Consider the following 19,991-nt stretch of genomic DNA (forward strand, 5'->3'; position numbering starts at 1 on the left):
TCTTTCAACGTGGAAGAAATTTGATGGTGTATTTACCGTTTACCTTTGTAGGAAATGAGATATGATCTTTATCTATGACAGCAAAAGGTATATTTTTTCCAGCAGCATCTGTTACTATTGCTGTGCTGATATCTTTATATCCCAATAGACATTTCACACCACTGTATGATTTGATAATAGCTTTTGTCATTCGCATATCTGACCAACTTTCATCTACTTCGAAGTTGTTAGTGGCACGAAGACCTGTAACTGAACCTTTCGGCCATAGATGAGGAAGAGCTGGTATAAACTGTATAGTATCTGTATAGCTCTGCAGAAGCATCTCTGCCATACCGGCACAAACGCCAAAGTTACCATCAATCTGGAATGGAGAATGTGAGTCAAGCATGTTATAGTAGACACCTCCGGCGGTAGAAGACATATTGATGGTGTAATCGCCTGAATGCCGGAAAGCAAGTTTGAATATAGCTGAACAACTGTCTCCTACTAATGCACGAGCCCATAGATTTATCTTCCAGCCCATTGACCAGCCTTGGGATTGTATTCCACGCAATTTTAGTGAGTTGACAGCAGGAATGAAATATGGACTTGTATGCGAAATCTCATTTAAAGGATAAAGGGCCATCAGATGAGAAAGGTGGCGATGACTACTTTCAGAACCGTTACCAATGGCATAATCCGTATATTTCCATTCGCGTAATATGCTATCACCTGTATTTACGCCAAAACGTGTCTTACCGTAATTACCTGAATATACTTCCTTATGCAAACCTGTATCAAGCTTCTTGAATTTTTCTATCAGCTCACTTACGAAATTGTCGGATACTCTGGATTCAGTTTTACCCAAAATTTTGATAGCATCAATTGTATTAGAAAAAAGATTCCATATAATCTGCTGTGAATGGGCTGTCGCATTCTCGGTAGGTCCATGTTCAGGAGACCAGTCGTCAGGACTCTCATAGGTTCCATCTGATGTCTTTTTAAGACGTTCCAACCAGAACTTTGTGCAGCTTATCATAACAGGCAACGCTTCATCTTTAAGGAATTTCTTATCCAAAGTATAGCGGTAATGCTGCCATAAATGTGAACAGTCCCATGCACCTGCCTCGCAATAGTCGTTATGCCATGTGGTACAATGACCGAAAAGGTTGTTCTCTGTGAAGCAGGCAAATCCTGTAGTTTGTCCGCAGCGGTTTCGTGCATACGACTGCCACTGTGGCTGAACCATGGCCATATTATAAATATACTTTAAGAACTTGTCATGTGTCTCGGATAAGTTAGTTACCTCTGCTGGCCAATAGTTCATCTGTACATTAATATTGGCGTGCATATCACACTGCCATGGTGGTTCTGAACTGTTATTCCAAATACCTTGTAAATTGTTGGGAACATCTATTCCACGAGACGATGATATAAGAAGATAACGACCGTATTGGAAATAGAGTTCTTCAAGGAACCGTAACATTTTGTTACTGTTGGAAGCCTCGTATAATGTCAGCATCTTGTCAGTAGGATACTGATTGGAAGCTCCGTCAAGAGTGAATGATACTCTATTATACAATGCCTGATAATCAGCAAGATGACGACGGTATAATTTACTCCATCCCAGATTGGCTGCATTGGTTACGCGTTTTGAAATATTGTAATCAAGTGTTGATGTTCCTTGTACATAACCCGGAGCTGTAGGACTATAGTCAGTTCCTCCTGCGAGTATCACTAAAACCTCGTCTGCGTTTCTTACATAAATACCTGTGCTATTTGTGGTGATAGTACCTCCAATCGGAATTATTCTCATATGTGCATTATAGCTTATGGTAGTGAATTTCCCGCTGAATGTACCTTGTCCACTATTATATTTAACCATATTGCCATGTGGGTCATATAAAAAGAAGTGGGTATTAATGGCATGGGCTGTTGAAGCTTTTAGATGAATAGCAATACAATGGTCGGGATAACTGGAGATGTACTCGCGGGTGAATGTGGTCTTACCGTCAGGACTTGTCCATGAAGCACCTGCTGTAGCTGAACTTATATCAAGATATCTATAATAATTTTTCGCTGCTTTTGCAGGTGAGGCATCGGAGAACACATTACTTAAATCTTCCATGTACAAATTGCCAAAACTCTGATAAGAGCCTCTTTCGGTAGGACTTCCTTTCCAAAGGGTCTTTTCGTTAAACTGGACGATATCCTGGTTGATGCCTCCATATATCATACCTCCAAACTGACCGTTGCCAATAGGAAGGGCATAATCCATCCAAGGATTGCCGCACGACTTTGCTGTTACTGGATCAGTATACCAAAGGGTCATCAGATTATTAGGCTTATAATTGGTATTTGCTGAATATCTGTATTCAGTGCGTGGTTTCGGAAGTTGGTCTGTATGTGACTCACTGGCTGATGTAAGCGTATGCGGTGTCGCTATTATGCAGCAGAGCGGTAATATGCCGGATAATAATATTTTTAGTTTCATGTTTAAAAGATTATATTATTTATTCTATGAAATCTTCTTATTTCATTCATTCATTGCACCGCAGTGCGGACAGATACCTTTGCGCCTGATGCTGACCCCACAATTGCCACAAACATAAGGATAACGGGCATAATAATAATAACGCCATAGGGCAAAGAAAATATAAGCTGCAAGAAATATGTAGCCTACATAATATAAGGTACTTATACTGAATACGATATAATCTATCGCACACATGCCTGCCAATCCACTGAGATATACTATGGCATCGTAGAAGCGTAAATTTTTGATGGCATCCTCGGCTGACGCTATAGCTACTATTATCATTGCCCATGCCGATATCAGGAATATTGATAATATAAGTGGTACGGTGAATGGATTCAACGTGGGATGGTAATAGAAATGACGCCACGTCTCGGGTGCAAACAACTGTATACTGGCATAGAAAGCGGCACTGCTCGACACTATCACGGTGAGCAATGTGGGATAGAATGATGGTATATCATTAAAATGCACTATTTTGGCTCCTTTCCTCAATATTCGGCGTATCAGATATGCAGCAGCCATAAGACTGATAATTATCATGAATAAGATAAGATGAATATTGGAGAATGTATCAATAAACTGTGAGATAGGGTCGTCGGGAACTACTGACGGGAGGAGTTTGCTCTCGTGAATCCATCCAATGGTGCTCTGATCACGAGCAAGTTGAACCCAGACGCTGTCGGTCTTATCGTCGGGCAGCATTCGGATGTCGGCCACTACCAGTCGGTCGTGGCGATAAACTTCTACACTGTCGGTCTTCAGACTGTTGATGGCTTCTTCGGGCTGCTGCACTATTAGCGGCATGGAATCGGCCTTGACTACAAAATTATAGTTGCGGGTATAGTGATGAGAAGTAGAGAACGAAATAGAATCGAGCTCCTGTTCGGTGAGATTCCACGCGTCAGGAGTATCCGATTCGTTCTTATAATAACAGGAGCTGACAAGCAGCGCCAATATCATTATTGTTATACAATTAACGGTTTTCCGCATATATGTTCATTTTACAGTTTTTACAGTCAAACTCAAGACGAAAGTGCCTGCCATCAGGCAATGAGAGCATAAGTGGCTCACTCCATGTTGGTTTTTCGCCTCCATACCTTACACAATAGCCAAGTGAATAGCGTAGACAGTGGCGGCACTGCATGATAAGTGGAGTGTCGGGCTGTTGCTGCTCGAATGATTGTGCAGCATCTGGCACTCCTTGAAGGCGGTAGAATTCTGCTGAAGGCTTGTTGGATATGTTGTACAGCCATGGATATGGATATGGTTCGGGAGACAACGGCTGACTGTGTACAGCAACCGGTTCATAACTGTTTTGAGAGGTAAACTGTTGCATTGTTTCACGGCGCAGCTGGGTGAGTTGGGCGGCAGGTATGAACCAGTTGAACTCTTCAGGTTCGAAATTTACGGTATCGCATATATATGGTGTGTTGCCCAACTTGGTGAGACAGCGAACAATATTTTCTTTCTGAGGTTTCACAGCTTCCTGTTTTTCCATCTGCATGGTGTGCACGACGCGCTGACCTGTGGAGTCGGTGACTTGCAGTGAGAAACCTTCGGACACTTCGCTTATGGTCATTCTAACCGGTATGCGACGCGACGCGCTAGGTCTGGATAGAAGTCGCTGAAACTCTATATCATTATTACGGTACAGGCGTGTACCCGGGCGAAGGTCACTTGGCATCTTGAGTGGGAAGAGACGGTTGTTTTCGACCTTATTTACTCTGAAGCCCTCTAGTTCACGATGGTCGTTAAAATAACACAATCCGTCACCATTAGCAAAATTGGATAATCCTGCTACAGTGAATGTATGTCCGCGTATTTCCTTGACTGTTCCTACGTATTCACCGGTAGCCTTCGGGGTATCGAAGGATGCAATGTCGGGCTGGCGACCGTTGAGGAAATATGTAGTGTAACCTCTATTGAATGTCTTGTTGATATTAGGCGTGAAAGTATATTCTACTTTACCTATAGAGGCACGGCAGTACTGGTCAGGATGACGTGATATTATTTCGTCAAGGCGCTGACTATAGGCTGCTGTAACATTCTTAACATAATCAGAATCTTTAAGACGACCTTCTATCTTAAATGATGTAGCACCAGCTTGTATAAGTGCTTCAAGGTTATCTATCTGGGCCATATCTTTAAGAGAAAGCAGATGGCGCTCATGTTGTATCTCACGCCCATCTGCATCAGTAAGATCGAATTTAAGACGACAGAACTGTGCACATTCGCCTCTGTTAGCACTACGGTTGAAACAGTATTGTGATGCATAACACAGGCCGGAATAACTGACACATAGAGCACCGTGGACGAAGACCTCGAGTGGCATATCTGGAACGGCGTGATGTATGGCTGCTATCTCATCTACAGAAAGTTCGCGAGCCAGTACGGCACGACTGAAGCCAATGCTACGGAGCCATTTCACCTTCTGAGCAGTACGGTTGTCGGTCTGTGTACTGGCATGAAGGGCTATCGGTGGCAGATCCATACGGAGTATACTCATATCCTGCACAAGGATAGCATCTACACCTATATCGTATAATTGGGTGATAAGTTCGCGGGTGGCATCGAGCTCGTCGTCGTAGAGTATGGTGTTGACAGTAACGTACACCTTGCAGTGATACGGATGAGCATACTCAACCAGTTGACGGATATCATCAATGCTATTGCCTGCAGCAGAACGGGCACCAAAATGCTGTGCGCCGATATATACGGCGTCGGCTCCATTATCGATGGCAGCAATGCCGCACTCCAGATTCTTTGCGGGCGAAAGTAATTCAAGTTGTCTCATCATTCGATCGTATTGATATCGTATGGTGTCTCCTGATATACATAGTAGTTGATCCAGTTGCTGTAAAGCAGGTTGGCGTGTGCGCGCCATGTAACCATTGGTTCGTTTGCAGGATTGTCATCGCGGAAATAATGCAGAGGTATTTCAACATCGTCGCGTTTACCAAGATCACGTCTATATTCTGTATTAAGAGTATTAGCAGCATATTCGAGATGACCGGTGACATATATCTCTCGACCGCCACGCTCCATAATCATGCTAACACCACACTCTGGTGATTCAGCTATGAGTTGCAAGTCGGGACATTTCAACACATCATCTTTGTGTGTCTCTGTATGACGACTGTGCGGCATATTAAAGTAATCGTCGAAACCTCTGAAAATAGGTAATTGTGGTTCGAGAGGATACTGACGAAACACACCAAACATCTTCTTTGGGAGATGGTATTTGGGGATGTGATGATGATAATACAATCCGGCCTGAGCTGCCCAACATATATATAGAGTACTTGTGACATGAGTTCTGGCCCAATCGAATATGCCGGTGAGCTCTTTCCAATAAGAGACTTTCTCAAAATCCAAGTCTTCTACCGGGGCTCCTGTTATTATCATGCCGTCAAACTTCTCATTTCTCATCAGCTCAAAGTCTTTATAGAACATCATCATATGTTCTATAGGTGTATTTTTGGGCGTGTGACTTTTCAGTTTCATAAAACTGATTTCGAGCTGAAGAGGTGTATTTGAGAGCAGACGTATTAGGTCTGTCTCTGTTGTTATCTTTAGTGGCATAAGATTGAGTATAACAATCTTAAGTGGGCGGATATCCTGTGTTGTCGCCCTTGAATTGTCCATAACGAAGATATTCTCGCCTTTGAGAATCTCTATCGCAGGTAATCTGTCTGGTAATCTTAATGGCATCTTTTATTCCTTTATCTTTTTATCTTTTTATATGACTATAATACTGTTACTAAACATACCGATACATTGTCGTATCCTCCGGCATCTTCTGCATACTGACATAGCTGATCGGCTGTGGCTCCATCCAGAAGATAATGGGATATATCCTCATCACTCAACATGTCTGTGAGACCGTCTGAGCATAACATATAAGTGTCGCCATGACTCACTGACTTGTGAAATTCGACCAAATCCAAATAGGATGTGTCGCAACCTCCACCTATACAATTCACTATAATACCGTTATGACTGGTATTCCCTAAAATATTGTTTAGCGAATGATCGGTAGACAACTGGGTAAGTTTGTTGTTGCGATATAGGTATATGCGACTGTCACCACAATTGACCCAATATAAATCATTATAGTTGACTGCAAAACCTACCAGAGTAGTGCCCATTCCCGAATAAATCGGTTCGGCTTTGCTGTGATAAGCTATATATCGTGATACATGGTCAAGCCAATAGTAGGCGGCCTCATTGAAACGACAGGCGTCAAGATATCCCCACGGCATACTAAACTTATGGCGTAGACTATCGAGTACTATCTCACTAGCCTTCTCACCGGCTTTGTGACCGCCTATGCCATCGGCAAGTGCGATAATGTACATATGACTGTCTGAGATGTTCGCACAGGTCTGATAAGTCTCATTGCGGACCAAGCGGTCACCAACGAGTATCATATCTTCATTGTTTTTTCTAACCAGTCCTACTCTACTGGCCGCATCTATTTCCAAATTTAACATAACATTCTGATTTGTTTCTTTCATATCACACTGACTTGCAGGTTGATATTAGCTATAGTCACGATATCACCATTCTTTATAGACATGGCTACATCAGGCTGTAGTTTATGCTGATTGACCATCGTGCCATTGGATGAATGCTTGTCGATTATGCACCAACCGGTATCGTTGGAATACATCAACTGGGCATGAACGCTAGAAACATATTTATTACTCTCGAATATCTTCTGGTATATACCCTGACGGCGACCGATGACAGCTCCATTCTGACCGATTATTCGGATGTTTAAATTTCCATTATATAGAGTGAGTTGTGGAACTCCTGGTACTTTATACTGCTCTGGCAATTCTATGCTACCTCTTCTGGAAGCGGCTATCGAAGCCGTAAACGAATTAAACGTATTTGTGAGGCTGGAATCTTTGGATTTCCTACTCATAACCTCGTCGAGTGTATACATCATACCACCACAATATGTACAGCGCCGACCAAGTCCAACCCTGCCACACTGCACGCAATATAGCAAAGCCTGCCCACACTGATCGCAATAATGTGAGTCTTCATCTATTTCCTCTTTGCAATTAGGACATATTATCATCGCTTCCTTTCTTTCCTATTATTAAATCTTCAGACATTATGGTCTGGTATATCTCTGGGGTACGGCTGTCTACAGGCATTTTTGATACACGTATAGACAGTTGTTGTATAGTGGCGTTGAGAAGGTTACGCATAGCACGGGCATTACCGAACGAAGCATTGTCTTTTAACACGAGTATCTCGTCGATGACATGCATAAGTTTGAACTCGGCCTGGGGGTCAAGATGATAGTCCTGATCGTCTGCCATCTTCTTATATATCTGAAGTAATTCATCTTCGTTGTAATCGTCTATATGCAGACGGTGGGTAAACCTACTGGCTAATCCAGGATTAGTGGATAAAAAGTCGTCCATATTCTCTTTGTAACCTGCTGCTATGACAACAAACTTACCACGGTCGTCTTCCATACGTTTCATAAGTGTGTCTATGGCTTCCTTACCGTATGCATCGCGACTGTCACTAAGAGTGTAAGCTTCATCAATAAAAAGGATGCCACCCATTGCGCAGTCACATACATCGTTGACTATCTTAGGTGTTTCGCCCATATACTTGCCTACAAGTTTGCTGCGGTTTACTTCTATCACACGCGAGGTGGAAAGTATGTTCATACTATGAAGCACTTCACCCATCTTTCGAGCTATCGTGGTCTTACCTGTACCGGGATTACCTGTAAGGATAAAATTCATAGACAACTGCTGTACTTTGCCTACACCTGATTCGTTGCGTTGCTTCATGAACATACTCTGTACGGCGAGACGACGTATCGAATTCTTGACATTACGCATACCTATGAGCTTATCAATATCTGCGAGCACTTCATCAAGAGGGCGTACAGTAGCACTATCATCAATGGATATATCATCTATTGTAATGCGATACATCTCATCTTCACTAAGGCTTTCGTCATTGATCTGTTCGACAAGGCGTTTGCTCTGATGCTCTATGGCCTCATCAAATAGGTGACGGGCTTCGCGAGCATTGCCGAAATTTTTGTCTTTACGAAGAAATATCTCTTCAAAATTGCGATGTATAGCCTGTTGTACCTCATCGGATATGACAAACTTTCGCGCATGAGCCATATTGACAAATATCTGTGTGAGTTCGTCAGGCGTATAATCGTCGAAATGGAGTGTATTTGTGAAACGACTCTTCAGTCCTGGGTTTGTATCGATGAACTTTTTCATCAGATCTGTATAACCGGCAATGATACATATGAACTTGCCACGATCATCCTCAAGACGCTTTAGGAGCGTATCTATAGCTTCTGCACCAAAACTGTCATTATCACCCTGGACCAGAGTATAAGCCTCATCTATAAAAAGTACACCACCCATGGCGCTGTCAATAAGATTATTGGTCTTTATGGCCGTCTGACCAGAATAGCCGGCAACAAGTTTGCTGCGATCGGCTTCTATCAGATGACCGCGAGAAAGGACGCCAAGTGTCTTAAATACATCAGCCATTATTCGAGCTACGGTAGTCTTGCCCGTACCTGGATTGCCGGTGAATATGTAATGTTTCCCCTGGAAAGTATGACTCTCGCCACGTTTAATTTGAAGATTGAGATATGATACAAGATTAGTTATCTCATTTTTGACAGATTTGAGCCCTACCATACCTTTGAGTTTTTCCAGACACTTGTTATAATCAGCTACCTTGGGTGCCTCGTATGGAATATCTTCAGGAAGGATAGTAGTAAGTTGCCGATCGCTCATAGAGGATATATCACCACGCTGAAGACGTTCTGCCTGAGCACGGCATATTTTCTCGAACAGTTGTCGCATGCTACGGCCATTGGCGAAGTTCTTATCTCGTAAGTCGTACATGGATTGGATGCACTTTTGTGTTATAAGTTCTGCCTCATCAGACATGATATACTTCTTCGATTTTACGAAACTCAGAAGTATTTGGTATAATTGGTCGGCAGTATAATCTTCTATATTCAGGAAATAATTGAAGCGACTGCGGAAACCAGGATTGATGCGGAAGAGATTTTCCATTTGGGTACGGTAACCTGCGGCGATTACCACAAACTTTCCGCGATCATCTTCCATACGCTTCATGAGTTTTTCAAGCGCCTGTTCACCCTGTATATCACGTTCGCCTGTATTGGATACAGGTGCAAGGGTATATGCCTCGTCTATAAAGAGAATGCCACCCATAGCTTTATCACATAGTTTATCAACCAATTTGGGTGTCTCGCCCTGATACTGGCTTACCATATGTGCACGGTCTACCTCCACAACATGACCGCTGTCTAGATAACCTATCGAAGCTAATATCTCGCCAAGTTTTCGGGCTATGGATGTTTTACCTGTACCGGGATTACCTGTGAGAACGGCGTGCAATCCCATCTTGTGGTTTACATCTATTCCACGCTCATTTAGCTGAAGGTTGTTCTTGACGGTGTAAGCGACTTCTTTTACGACTTTCTTTATCTCGTCCATGCCTACAAACTTGTCAAGGTCTGTAAGTATCTCATCAAGAGTACGCTCTTCAGGCACATAACCGCGTATGTCTTCACGTTCTACAGTGGTTGTATACGGATCATGACCGATAAATGACGTGAAGATGTCTTCGGCCACTTTACTAGCCAAATGTCCATTACCAAACGACTCATCCTTTATCTTCACCTGATAACGGAAATACTTAAGTAACTGTTCGGAGGCTTCATCTGTGAAATTGGTTATATCATACTTGGTACGCAACTTGCTACGACATATGTCGTTGAGATCCTGATAACTAGGTTCGGGCAGTTCAAAACGATAATTAAACCGATTAGTTACTGCAGGATTGCTTTCAAGAAACTCATCTAGTCCTTTTGACAGACCAGCCATTATAACAATAGGACTGTCATTCCAGTGGTCCATTTCGACGAAGAGCTTGTCAAGTGGATTTACCTGATTGGAATATTTATATGGCAAAAGTTTCTGAACATTATCAAAAAAGAGTATTCCACCACGAACTTTCTTCACATTCTCGTCCCAATGGTCTACAAAACGGTTATAGTCTACTGCATCAACTCTGATAAACTTGTTTTTATCAATAATTTTATGCTGATAGAAGTAATCGCTTATTACTTCTGCAAGAAGGGTCTTGCCTGTACCTGTTTCACCGACAATGATTGAGTTGATACCAATATGGACATTAGCTACATCTTTGCGTGAACGTAAATATGTGTATGAGTCAACAATTGTCTTGAGCTTGTCCTTAACATCGCTTAGTCCAACCAACCTATCAAGGATATTGGACTGAACAAGGGGTTTTCCGCACCATTTGCAGAATTTTGCCTCCTTGCGGTTTTGTTTATGACAATGCTCACATTTCATTATTCTACATCATGTTTTAACTTTTGCAACACTTCTTGATAGTCGACACGCCATGTAGGCAACTTTGGATTGACTGTATTACCAAAATGAGGACTGTATATTATGAAATCTATCACAAAAACTGCTATCATCAGACTCCAACACATATAGTGGATAACTGATTCTCCTGCCATGCTACGGATATGATCACTGACGTCCTGAAGCATAGCAAACTTACTTCCTTTATACTTATACGAATTGGTGCGGAAAGTGAAATAAAGAGGCTCTAGAAGAGTGGACTTAATATCATCATCAAGGACTTGGTTTATAGCCTGTTTATCTTCGTCGGAATTATGACGGAAATTAGTAACATAACATATGTATGCATATATAATGGTTATGATGACTATCGTTAAAATGAACAATGACGGTATACCTTTATAAACTTCTCGAAGTATCATTATAGGAATAGCTGCGGTGCCAAAACCTAACAAGGATATGCCTGTACCAATAGTAAAGCCATACCCATTAAAATAGGAATGGACAGCACATATAAGGGCAGAACAAAGACCTAGAGGTACACCTATGCTGAATACGGTATGGTTCATCAAATATCTGCGACCGTCTGGAGTTATACCAACAAATATTACAAATACCAACCATAATATGCACAGGCAATAAAACGTGTAACTCCATATAATCTCTTTGTTAGAAGCATGAGCCCACAATTGGCGAGCTGATTCGGTCTGTTCGTCTGTCTCTTTTCTCGCAGTAACGTATCTACGATAGTACTTCTGGTTTATATCAAATTCACCCAAGAGTAATATCCATTTTTCAAGAGTACGTTCATAACTATATGCCTCTGAGAAATCGGCAAACGGGTCTTCATGATAGAAGATTGCCAGCCACTGACTGAAATTACCACTGCGTATCTCATGACGAACACTATTCATATAGTTTTTAGAGACATTGTGACCATCACTAAGCACATTCAACTCATCCAACTTATATTTTGGGATTACACCGAGTATACGACAAAAACGGTAAGAGGCTGTCTGAATATCGTATGCCCCCATGCGGTTACGATTTTCTTCCGACTCAAGATTAAAACATTTTATACCTTCTGAAACATAATCGTACCAACCATGCATCTGTGCGTAATATGCAAGACGACCGTCTGGATCTACATAATCAAAGAGTTCGCTAGCAAATTCTTTTTTTGAAAGGTTCTGGCACTCCTGCAATTTGATATTCATCAGTTCACCAACCTCTTCGGGTGAGCGTGCATCACGTAAATCAAAAGCAGCATCACGGTCTATGTTGTATAATATCTTATAAGCAAACGAATGTGTATATTGACGGTTCTCGGTAAGTATCCTTATCGATTCGGTAGCCATACGGTCCGAATGGCAATACATCCACGACAAAAGACGCCCATCACAAAGACTACGCCAATCATCCTCAGTGCAATCGAAATGACCAAAAGCATATGTAATATCTTTAAGAGTTGACGATGGATACTTTGACAAGAAAGGAATATCACTGTCTATCTCGTATACAAGACTCATGATAGCAACATGACGGTCTATACCCTTCTTACCGAACAATGCCCTTAGACGATCTATATCACAATCGGTATGCGACTCAAGATATAGAAAAAGTGGGTCTTTGAAATCTGACAACAGCAAAGAATACTTATCTACATTATTAAGCAACGCCATACTAATTTGATGTATATCGGTGCAATTATTGCCATTAACATCAATATAAGGGAAGGATTCATCTATAGAATAGATGCATGCTATTAGTCCTGCTTTTGTATCTACATGATAGAGATCGTTTACTATGTTTTCTACCTTTAAGGCTATCTTCTCATTTCCACAACTCTCAAGCCACTGTGATATCTTGTGATTGTACAGATATGTTATTGCAAGGCGCCTGTTTTCGAAAAGCAACTGAGCCAATTCTTTTGGATTAGAAGCCATAAGATTGCGTTCCGGGTCGACAATGAAATTCTTATATTTTAGAAATGGTGAAGATATGTCTACGTCAACCTGCTCACCCTTAAACCAACGTTCAACTTCGTCATACCCCCATCTTGTGGAAGAATTAACTGTAGTAAGACCCTGTATAAGTATTTTCACACGTTCAGGCAGTTCGTTGATACGTGGCAGATGACCTTCGCTTTTCTGCTGCATCATCTTACGTTCATCGGGAGAATGTATTTCATTACCCAACCATAAGGCAAAGAGCGTCATTCCCAACGAATAGAAGTCTACGGCCGGGGTTATTTCAACTTCACCATCAATCACATTGGTATACATCTCTGGAGCAGCATATGTAGGTGTGCGTGCCTGAGTGGTACGAATAACGCCTTCACTCTCTAATGTGAAAAATAATGATATACCAAAATCGCCCAACACGACTTGGGTATGTTCGTCATCACGAAAGAAAAAGTTGGAAGGCTTAATATCTTTGTGTATTATTCTGCGCAAATGACAATAATGAAGGGCTGCAGCACACTGCAATGCGATGCTTCTAAAATTCTTTATGTTATGATTCAACTTATAATCGGCAAGAGTTCCCCCATGGAGATATTCCATCAATTCGTAGTCACGTTTATTGCCATCCACAAATGTATAACCAAAATCAATGACATTAGTAATCATTTCAAAATTTATGTTATAGATTACTTTTGAAACCTGCTTGTTTAATTTACAATTGGGATAATATAGTTTGAGAACATACTCATTTTCTCCATATACCACGAGATATATCTGAGCCTCGCCAGATGAACTGGAAAGACATTTAATGTTATGATAACTTTTGCCTTTAAGCACAATGTCATAACTACCCACTTCTGTATGGTTAAGCAAACCTGTCTTAGCTGTTATATCGTCAGAAGGTGGCTCAACTATAAGTGTAGCTTGTTTATGGTCGTTTGTGATTATGGTTTTGTCATCCATTGTTATTTGTCGTCTTTTGTATTTTGATTACTTCCTAAGATTATCCACTTTCCGCCCATCTGCGGCTTAGCACAACCAGATGGACCTGCATGGACTGCATGTTTGTAATTGCATATCCATCCAAGACGCAAATCAACCGGTTTGCAAGCCATGGCGTAGTTACGAGCACTAACAGCTGAATCTGTAGGCGGAACTTTCATCGTCTCAAAAAGCGATGCAAGTCTAATCATAAGTTTCTCTTTTTCGTGCAGAATCTCGTCTAAACTCTTGCTCTCTTTATTATTAACAGGAATTTTAGGATCTTCTATACCATTGTCGTTAGCAAGTAGAGTAAGTACATGTCTACGAAACTCTTCGCTTTGATCACTTAGTTCTTTATCTTTAGCATTTTCGTAGGGTAAACTATTATCCAACTGAATATACTGGCTTGCTACCTTACTAAGAGCGATAAAATCCTTATTGTTATGAAGTTCAGCAACCATTGCTTTTGCCTCTTCTGTTAATGCCATGCCACACTTCTTACAGAATGCGAACTCATTGAGTGTATGACATTGTGGACATACAATGCCACCACGTGGCGAACCGCACTCAGGACAATAGGCTTCATCTCCAGACAAATGCGCGCCACAAAAAGAACAAATATCATTCTTTATATAATGATGGCACTTCTCACAGAAATCAACAGAAGGGTCTATCTTTGCGCCACAGTTAGGACATACAGAGGCATGCAATGACTCTCCGCATGAAGCACAGAAATCAGCTTCCGACTCGTTAAGTGAACCACATTTAGGACATATGAATTTCCCAACCTGTTGTAGTTGGCTGGGGAACGATGGTTTCTGCACCCCCTCATCCTGATGTAATTCCGCATATTTGTTCAGCAACGTCTCCTGTTCTGTTATCTGGTCTTCTTTAGTATTTTCAAAGTCACTCAGCATAGTAAAATCTATTAACTGGTAATTAACATTATAATATAATGTGTTGATTTAATTTAGGACATCAAGTCGACACATATTATTTTATCGCAAAGATATAAAAAAAAGTATAATAACAAAAAAAAACCGCCATAAATTTACATTTACGGCGGTTTTTATAGCGTTTAAGAACTTTATTTACCAAAGTGAAAGACGTTTGTCTATAGGTATAAACATCTTGTCTGCTTCGTTAATATTAAAAGCTTTATACCAAGCTTCAATATGAGGAAGAGCTCCATTTACGCGCCACATCCCCAATGAGTGGGGGTCGCTCTTTACCCGATTGCGTATTTCCTTTTCTGTGATATTACTAGCCCATACTCCTGCATAAGCCAAGAAGAAACGCTGGTCTGGAGTAAGTCCATCAAAGTCCTTGAGTGGAGCATTTTTCGTCGCATTCTTATATGCATTGAAAGATACTTCAAGGCCTCCATGGTCAGCCAAATTCTCACCTAATGTGAGTTTACCATTAGAATTCAGGTCAGGCAATACTTTGATAGCAGAGAAGAAATCTGCATATTTGCCTGTACGACTATCGAAGTTCTTTGCATCTGATGCTGTCCACCAGTCTGTCATATTACCCTTTTTGTCATAATGACGACCTTGATCATCGAATCCATGAGTCATTTCATGACCTATAACTACACCAATTGCTCCATAGTTGAAAGCATCATCGGCTGATGGGTCAAAGAAAGGTGGTTGAAGAATACCTGCAGGGAAACAAATCTCATTAGTTGTAGGATTATAATATGCGTTGACTGTTTGCGGTGTCATTAACCATTCATCTTTATCGGTTGGTTTTCCTGCCTTATGACTAATATACCATTCCGTAAGGAATTTGTTGCACTCAAGCACGTTGGCATAATATGACTTAGATGGATTTATAGTAAGTTTACTAAGATCTTTCCATTTATTAGGATAACCAATCTTAACATAGAAGCTGTGAAGTTTATCTAATGCAGCAGCCTTTGTCGTGTCACTCATCCATGTCTGTGCCTGAATGCGCTCGCCAAGTGATACCTGCAAATTCTTCACCAACTGCTCCATACGCGCTTTGGATGTAGCAGGGAAATAACGCTTTACGTAGATACGTCCCAATGCTTCACCCATCTTGCTTTCAACCTGACTGGTCGATTTTTTCCAACGTGGATAGTCTTCTTTTCTACCTTGCATTGTCTTGCCGAAGAAATCGAAGTGGCCCGCTGAAACTTTATCGCTCAGATATGATGCAGAACTGTTAATAACATCCCATTCCATATAGGCTTTTTTCTGGTCAGGTGTAAAGGCTGCAATTATCTTGTCTGCACCCGCAAGGAACTCAGGCTGGCCGATAACTAATGTCTGATAGTCTGCGGCTTTAACGCCAAGAGCCTGCATAAGTTTATCAATCTGAATATGCGGATATTTGCTACTAAACTCTGAATATTTTATTTTATGATAGTTGGCCTCAACATCACGAAGTTCTGTATTTGATTTCATTACTTTAGCAAGTGATGTCTCTATATTCATGATGTCTACCATCTTCTGCTGTGCAACTTTATCAGAGAATCCAAACAGGCGGAACATTGTAACAATATGTTTTTTATACGCCTCACGTATACCTGCTGTAGCAGAATCATTGTCTAGATAATATTCTTTTTCACCAAGTGTGATACCACCTTGATATATATTAAGAATATTCATAGAGGCATTCTTCTGGTCTGCATCGAATGACGCTGGAACAACATCACCAATACCACCATATGGTTCATACTTTAACTGGATGGCTTCTAACTGTGCTATAGTCTTAGCTTTCTCTATATCTCTAATAAGAGGCATTACAGGAGCTACGCCTTCTTTGTTACGGCGTACTGAATCCATAGCTAATTTATAGAAATCGCCCAATTTCTGTTCTATCGTACCATTGGCAAAAGAACCTTTCTGCAACTCTGTCAATATAGAATTGATTCGCTTGCTATTGTTCTGCTGAAGTTGATCAAAGCTACCAAAACGTGCATAAGCTGCAGGCAGAGGATTTTTTTTCATCCAGCCACCACAGGCATACTGATAGAAGTCGGTCCCAGGCTTCATTGTCAAATCCATATTAGACAGATCAATGCCTGACTTCAATGGGGTCTGTGCACCAACTGTAATGGCGACTGATGCAAAGGCCATAATAGGAATTAATTTCTTCATTTTCATAATTATATCTAATTAAATTCTTAGTTATCGAACTTTTCTAGTTTTTCAGAGGCTTTTTCCCACTTTTCAGTTTCTTCATCCAAAGATTTCTTAATGGTGGAATATTCGTTTATAAGTTCCATGTTACTTGCATTTTTAGGTGAGCAAAGTACAGCATTGAGTTCCTTTAAACGTTTCTCAATATTTTCTATTTTCTGCTCTGAATCTTTCACCGTCTTTTCAAGTTTATGAAGTTTTTTTTGTTGTTCTTTGTGGTCAGTATAACTCAATCTACTATTTTCTGAGGGCTTTAAAGGTTCCATAATTGAGACTATCTTTTGAGACTCTGTATTGGTCTTTGCCGTATTCAACTGGTTGAGTGAACTTATATTCTTGTCGCGTAGAAAATCGTATATACCACCTATATGTTCTTTCACTTTTCCACATCCAAATTCATATACCTTACTTACAAGACCGTCAAGGAATTCTCGATCGTGACTTACGACAATAGCTGTTCCATCAAATGCTTTAATGGCTTCTTTAAGCACATCCTTTGATGGCATATCAAGGTGATTAGTTGGTTCATCAAGAATAAGTAGGTTTACCGGTTCAAGTAGTAGCTTTATCATAGCCAGACGGCTACGTTCACCACCACTTAAAACCTTGACTTTTTTGTCAGAAGCTTCACCACCAAACATAAAGGCTCCTAATATAGATTTTATTTTAAGTCGCACTTCACCTTTGGCAACATTGTCGATAGTCTCAAAAACTGTGAGGTTCTCGTCAAGCATCTGAGCCTGATTCTGTGCAAAATATCCAATCTGTATGTTATGCCCAATCTTGAGTTTACCTGTATAAGGTATCTGACTCATTATACACTTCACAAGCGTTGACTTGCCTTCTCCATTTTTTCCTACGAAAGCAACTTTCTCACCTCTCTTAATTGTGAGGTTCACATGTTCGAATATTGTATGTGGGCCATAGGCCTTACGTACATCATCACATATAACAGGGTAATCGCCACTGCGTAAGCAGGAGGGAAACTTTAGGTGCATGGCGGATGTATCTACGTCATCTATCTCTATAGGTACAATTTTGGCCAGTTGCTTAATACGGCTCTGCACCTGCACAGCTTTAGTAGCTTTATAGCGGAAGCGCTCTATAAAATCTTTAATATCTGCAATTTCCTTTTGCTGATTCTCATAGGCTCGCATCTGCTGCTCGCGTCGCTCAGCACGCAAATTGATGTAATCATTATACTTCACCTTATAATCAACGACCTTGCCACATGATATCTCAAGAGTACGGTTGCTCACATTATTAATAAAAGCACGGTCGTGACTTACAAGCAATACTGCTTTAGCATTGTTGGACAGAAACTGTTCCAGCCACTGTATACTCTCAATATCAAGGTGATTGGTAGGCTCATCAAGAAGGAGCACATCCGGTTTACGTAGAAGTATTTTGGCCAATTCAATACGCATACGCCATCCACCACTGAATTCACTAGTAGGACGATCGAAATCTGTTCGTTCAAAACCTAATCCGATAAGAGTACGCTCTATTTCAGCTTCATAATTTTCGGCTCCCATCATCATATAACGTTCGTGATCATTTGTAAACTTCTGAACGAGCTCCAAATAATCATCACTTTCATAGTCGGTACGCTCAGCCAGTTGCTGATTCATCTTATCAAGACGTTCCTTAAGCGTCGTATTGTCATTGAAGGCTTTACGGGCTTCTTCCCTAACAGTAGTATCGTCCTGAAGTATCATAACCTGAGGAAGATAGCCTATGGTTGTATCTTGAGGTATCGCAACTACACCTGCTGTGGGTTTCTGCATACCGCATATTATCTTAAGCATGGTGGATTTGCCTGCTCCGTTCTTTCCTACCAAAGCAATGCGATCCCTATCATTGACCACATAACTTACATCACTAAACAACGGTTTTATACCGAATTCTACTTTAAGTCCTTCTACTGATATCATTTACCTTAAAAATTATCAAAGTGCAAAGATATGACTTTTTTATTTCAAATACAAAAAATATGCAAAATAATAAGTATTAATGGTTTCTTATTATTTAACTGTTATATGAAAACAACCTTGATGAACTTCATATTTAATGAAACATCTATTTTGTTTACGCATGTCGTTTAGAACTTCGCTCAACACCCATTTCAAAGTATCATTCCTTACCTGGCGGCGTTTTGGGCCATTTGGGTCTTCTACAGTCTTATACCTGTTGTAACAAAGATCGAATGTTGTACCATAAAGGTGACAACTATTCTGAGTTGCATTACCATTATGGTATCTTAATTTAGCGACGTCATCCTTTGTGCGCATCACACTTGTTATGATTATCTTATGCAATGGAACGCCCTTCATCTGAAGGCTATCGAAAAAAGTGCGACCGATCTCCTGAAGAAGTACAGATGCACGAGGTACAAGATACGGAATACTATTGTGCAGATGATCTACATAAAAGTAAGGATTGCAACCGATGAAGACTAGTTCACGTTTTCTATTTTCAGCTTCGCCACGGTTTTGAACCGGTTGCACACCATACTTCATTGCCACAGCCAACTGTACATCATTTTGATCTGGAAATGCCTTCCCAAAATTTGGTACGCTATATATTCTGTTTTTAATCGGTTTACCGCTCTTATCAAAAAATGGAGAGAATTTCATACTCATAGAGTCGTCAGCATCAACAGCTTCGCTTGCTTCTTTTGACATTACTACAGAATCTACTTTTTCTGAGACATTTGTACTATTGGATGGCGCTGTTTTCAACAACTTTTCATTGTGGTCTTCCGCAATAGATGGATATACGCAACGCACTAGCGCCAATAATATTACAACGATCCCAAAACCCTCTAAATATCTATTTTTTGTAATCTTCATTGAAAATTTCGTGTTTTTAAGCTACAAAGATAGCGTAATTGGTTGAGATATAAAAAGTTTTTTGTAAT

Annotated in this window: 12 protein-coding genes; all 12 read right to left on the reverse strand. The window is 40.7% G+C overall.

Annotated features, from left to right (window positions below; all coding sequences use genetic code 11):
- Nucleotides 1-4 precede the first annotated feature (4 nt).
- On the reverse strand, nt 5-2,473 hold the full coding sequence (locus XYLOR_RS06110; protein ID WP_051508907.1) for a glycoside hydrolase family 95 protein: 2,469 nt from the start codon (nt 2,471-2,473) through the stop codon (nt 5-7).
- A gap of 42 nt (nt 2,474-2,515) precedes the next feature.
- Nucleotides 2,516-3,508, reverse strand: coding sequence for a hypothetical protein (locus XYLOR_RS06115; protein ID WP_036877813.1), 993 nt, complete (start codon nt 3,506-3,508; stop codon nt 2,516-2,518).
- On the reverse strand, nt 3,492-5,312 hold the full coding sequence (locus XYLOR_RS06120; protein WP_036880809.1) for a peptidase U32 family protein: 1,821 nt from the start codon (nt 5,310-5,312) through the stop codon (nt 3,492-3,494). The genes XYLOR_RS06115 and XYLOR_RS06120 overlap by 17 nt, the downstream gene beginning before the upstream one ends.
- Nucleotides 5,312-6,229, reverse strand: a complete 918-nt coding sequence (gene metA / locus XYLOR_RS06125) for a homoserine O-acetyltransferase MetA (RefSeq protein WP_036877815.1) — start codon at nt 6,227-6,229, stop codon at nt 5,312-5,314. The genes XYLOR_RS06120 and metA overlap by 1 nt, the downstream gene beginning before the upstream one ends.
- A gap of 35 nt (nt 6,230-6,264) precedes the next feature.
- The gene (locus XYLOR_RS06130; protein WP_036877816.1) at nt 6,265-7,035 is read right to left on the reverse strand and encodes a PP2C family protein-serine/threonine phosphatase; all 771 of its coding nucleotides are present in this window, start codon (nt 7,033-7,035) and stop codon (nt 6,265-6,267) included.
- Nucleotides 7,032-7,607, reverse strand: coding sequence for a double zinc ribbon and FHA domain-containing protein (locus XYLOR_RS06135; RefSeq protein ID WP_036877817.1), 576 nt, complete (start codon nt 7,605-7,607; stop codon nt 7,032-7,034). The genes XYLOR_RS06130 and XYLOR_RS06135 overlap by 4 nt, the downstream gene beginning before the upstream one ends.
- Nucleotides 7,591-10,935: an AAA family ATPase gene (locus tag XYLOR_RS06140; protein ID WP_036877818.1), complete on the reverse strand. Its 3,345-nt coding sequence runs from the start codon at nt 10,933-10,935 to the stop codon at nt 7,591-7,593. Before XYLOR_RS06140 ends, XYLOR_RS06135 begins: the two co-directional genes overlap by 17 nt.
- Nucleotides 10,935-13,880: a serine/threonine protein kinase gene (locus XYLOR_RS06145; protein WP_036877819.1), complete on the reverse strand. Its 2,946-nt coding sequence runs from the start codon at nt 13,878-13,880 to the stop codon at nt 10,935-10,937. The genes XYLOR_RS06140 and XYLOR_RS06145 overlap by 1 nt, the downstream gene beginning before the upstream one ends.
- Before the next feature lie 2 nt (nt 13,881-13,882).
- Nucleotides 13,883-14,818 carry a zinc ribbon domain-containing protein gene (locus XYLOR_RS06150; RefSeq protein WP_036877821.1) on the reverse strand — a complete coding sequence of 312 codons (936 nt, stop codon included), beginning with the start codon at nt 14,816-14,818 and terminating at the stop codon, nt 13,883-13,885.
- 174 nt (nt 14,819-14,992) lie between these two features.
- Complete coding sequence (locus XYLOR_RS14190; RefSeq protein ID WP_036877823.1) at nt 14,993-17,035, reverse strand: M13 family metallopeptidase; 2,043 nt, start codon at nt 17,033-17,035, stop codon at nt 14,993-14,995.
- Nucleotides 17,036-17,055: 20 nt separating this feature from the next.
- Nucleotides 17,056-19,005 carry an ATP-binding cassette domain-containing protein gene (locus XYLOR_RS06160; RefSeq protein ID WP_036877824.1) on the reverse strand — a complete coding sequence of 650 codons (1,950 nt, stop codon included), beginning with the start codon at nt 19,003-19,005 and terminating at the stop codon, nt 17,056-17,058.
- A 90-nt stretch (nt 19,006-19,095) separates the two neighbouring features.
- Nucleotides 19,096-19,923, reverse strand: a complete 828-nt coding sequence (locus XYLOR_RS06165) for a DUF5715 family protein (protein ID WP_036877825.1) — start codon at nt 19,921-19,923, stop codon at nt 19,096-19,098.
- Nucleotides 19,924-19,991 lie beyond the last annotated feature (68 nt).

The sequence above is a fragment of the Xylanibacter oryzae DSM 17970 genome (assembly GCF_000585355.1).
GTDB classification, from domain to species: Bacteria; Bacteroidota; Bacteroidia; order Bacteroidales; family Bacteroidaceae; genus Prevotella; species Prevotella oryzae.

Excerpts from the sequence above, each read along its gene's own strand:
- XYLOR_RS06145 (WP_036877819.1), bottom strand. The coding sequence starts at position 13,880 with ATGGATGACAAAACCATAATCACAAACGACCATAAACAAGCTACACTT.
- XYLOR_RS06135 (WP_036877817.1), bottom strand. The coding sequence starts at position 7,607 with ATGATAATATGTCCTAATTGCAAAGAGGAAATAGATGAAGACTCACAT.
- XYLOR_RS06150 (WP_036877821.1), bottom strand. The coding sequence starts at position 14,818 with ATGCTGAGTGACTTTGAAAATACTAAAGAAGACCAGATAACAGAACAG.
- metA (WP_036877815.1), bottom strand. The coding sequence starts at position 6,229 with ATGCCATTAAGATTACCAGACAGATTACCTGCGATAGAGATTCTCAAA.
- XYLOR_RS06115 (WP_036877813.1), bottom strand. The coding sequence starts at position 3,508 with ATGCGGAAAACCGTTAATTGTATAACAATAATGATATTGGCGCTGCTT.
- XYLOR_RS06120 (WP_036880809.1), bottom strand. The coding sequence starts at position 5,312 with ATGAGACAACTTGAATTACTTTCGCCCGCAAAGAATCTGGAGTGCGGC.
- XYLOR_RS14190 (WP_036877823.1), bottom strand. The coding sequence starts at position 17,035 with ATGAAAATGAAGAAATTAATTCCTATTATGGCCTTTGCATCAGTCGCC.
- XYLOR_RS06160 (WP_036877824.1), bottom strand. The coding sequence starts at position 19,005 with ATGATATCAGTAGAAGGACTTAAAGTAGAATTCGGTATAAAACCGTTG.
- XYLOR_RS06130 (WP_036877816.1), bottom strand. The coding sequence starts at position 7,035 with ATGAAAGAAACAAATCAGAATGTTATGTTAAATTTGGAAATAGATGCG.
- XYLOR_RS06165 (WP_036877825.1), bottom strand. The coding sequence starts at position 19,923 with ATGAAGATTACAAAAAATAGATATTTAGAGGGTTTTGGGATCGTTGTA.
- XYLOR_RS06140 (WP_036877818.1), bottom strand. The coding sequence starts at position 10,935 with ATGAAATGTGAGCATTGTCATAAACAAAACCGCAAGGAGGCAAAATTC.
- XYLOR_RS06110 (WP_051508907.1), bottom strand. The coding sequence starts at position 2,473 with ATGAAACTAAAAATATTATTATCCGGCATATTACCGCTCTGCTGCATA.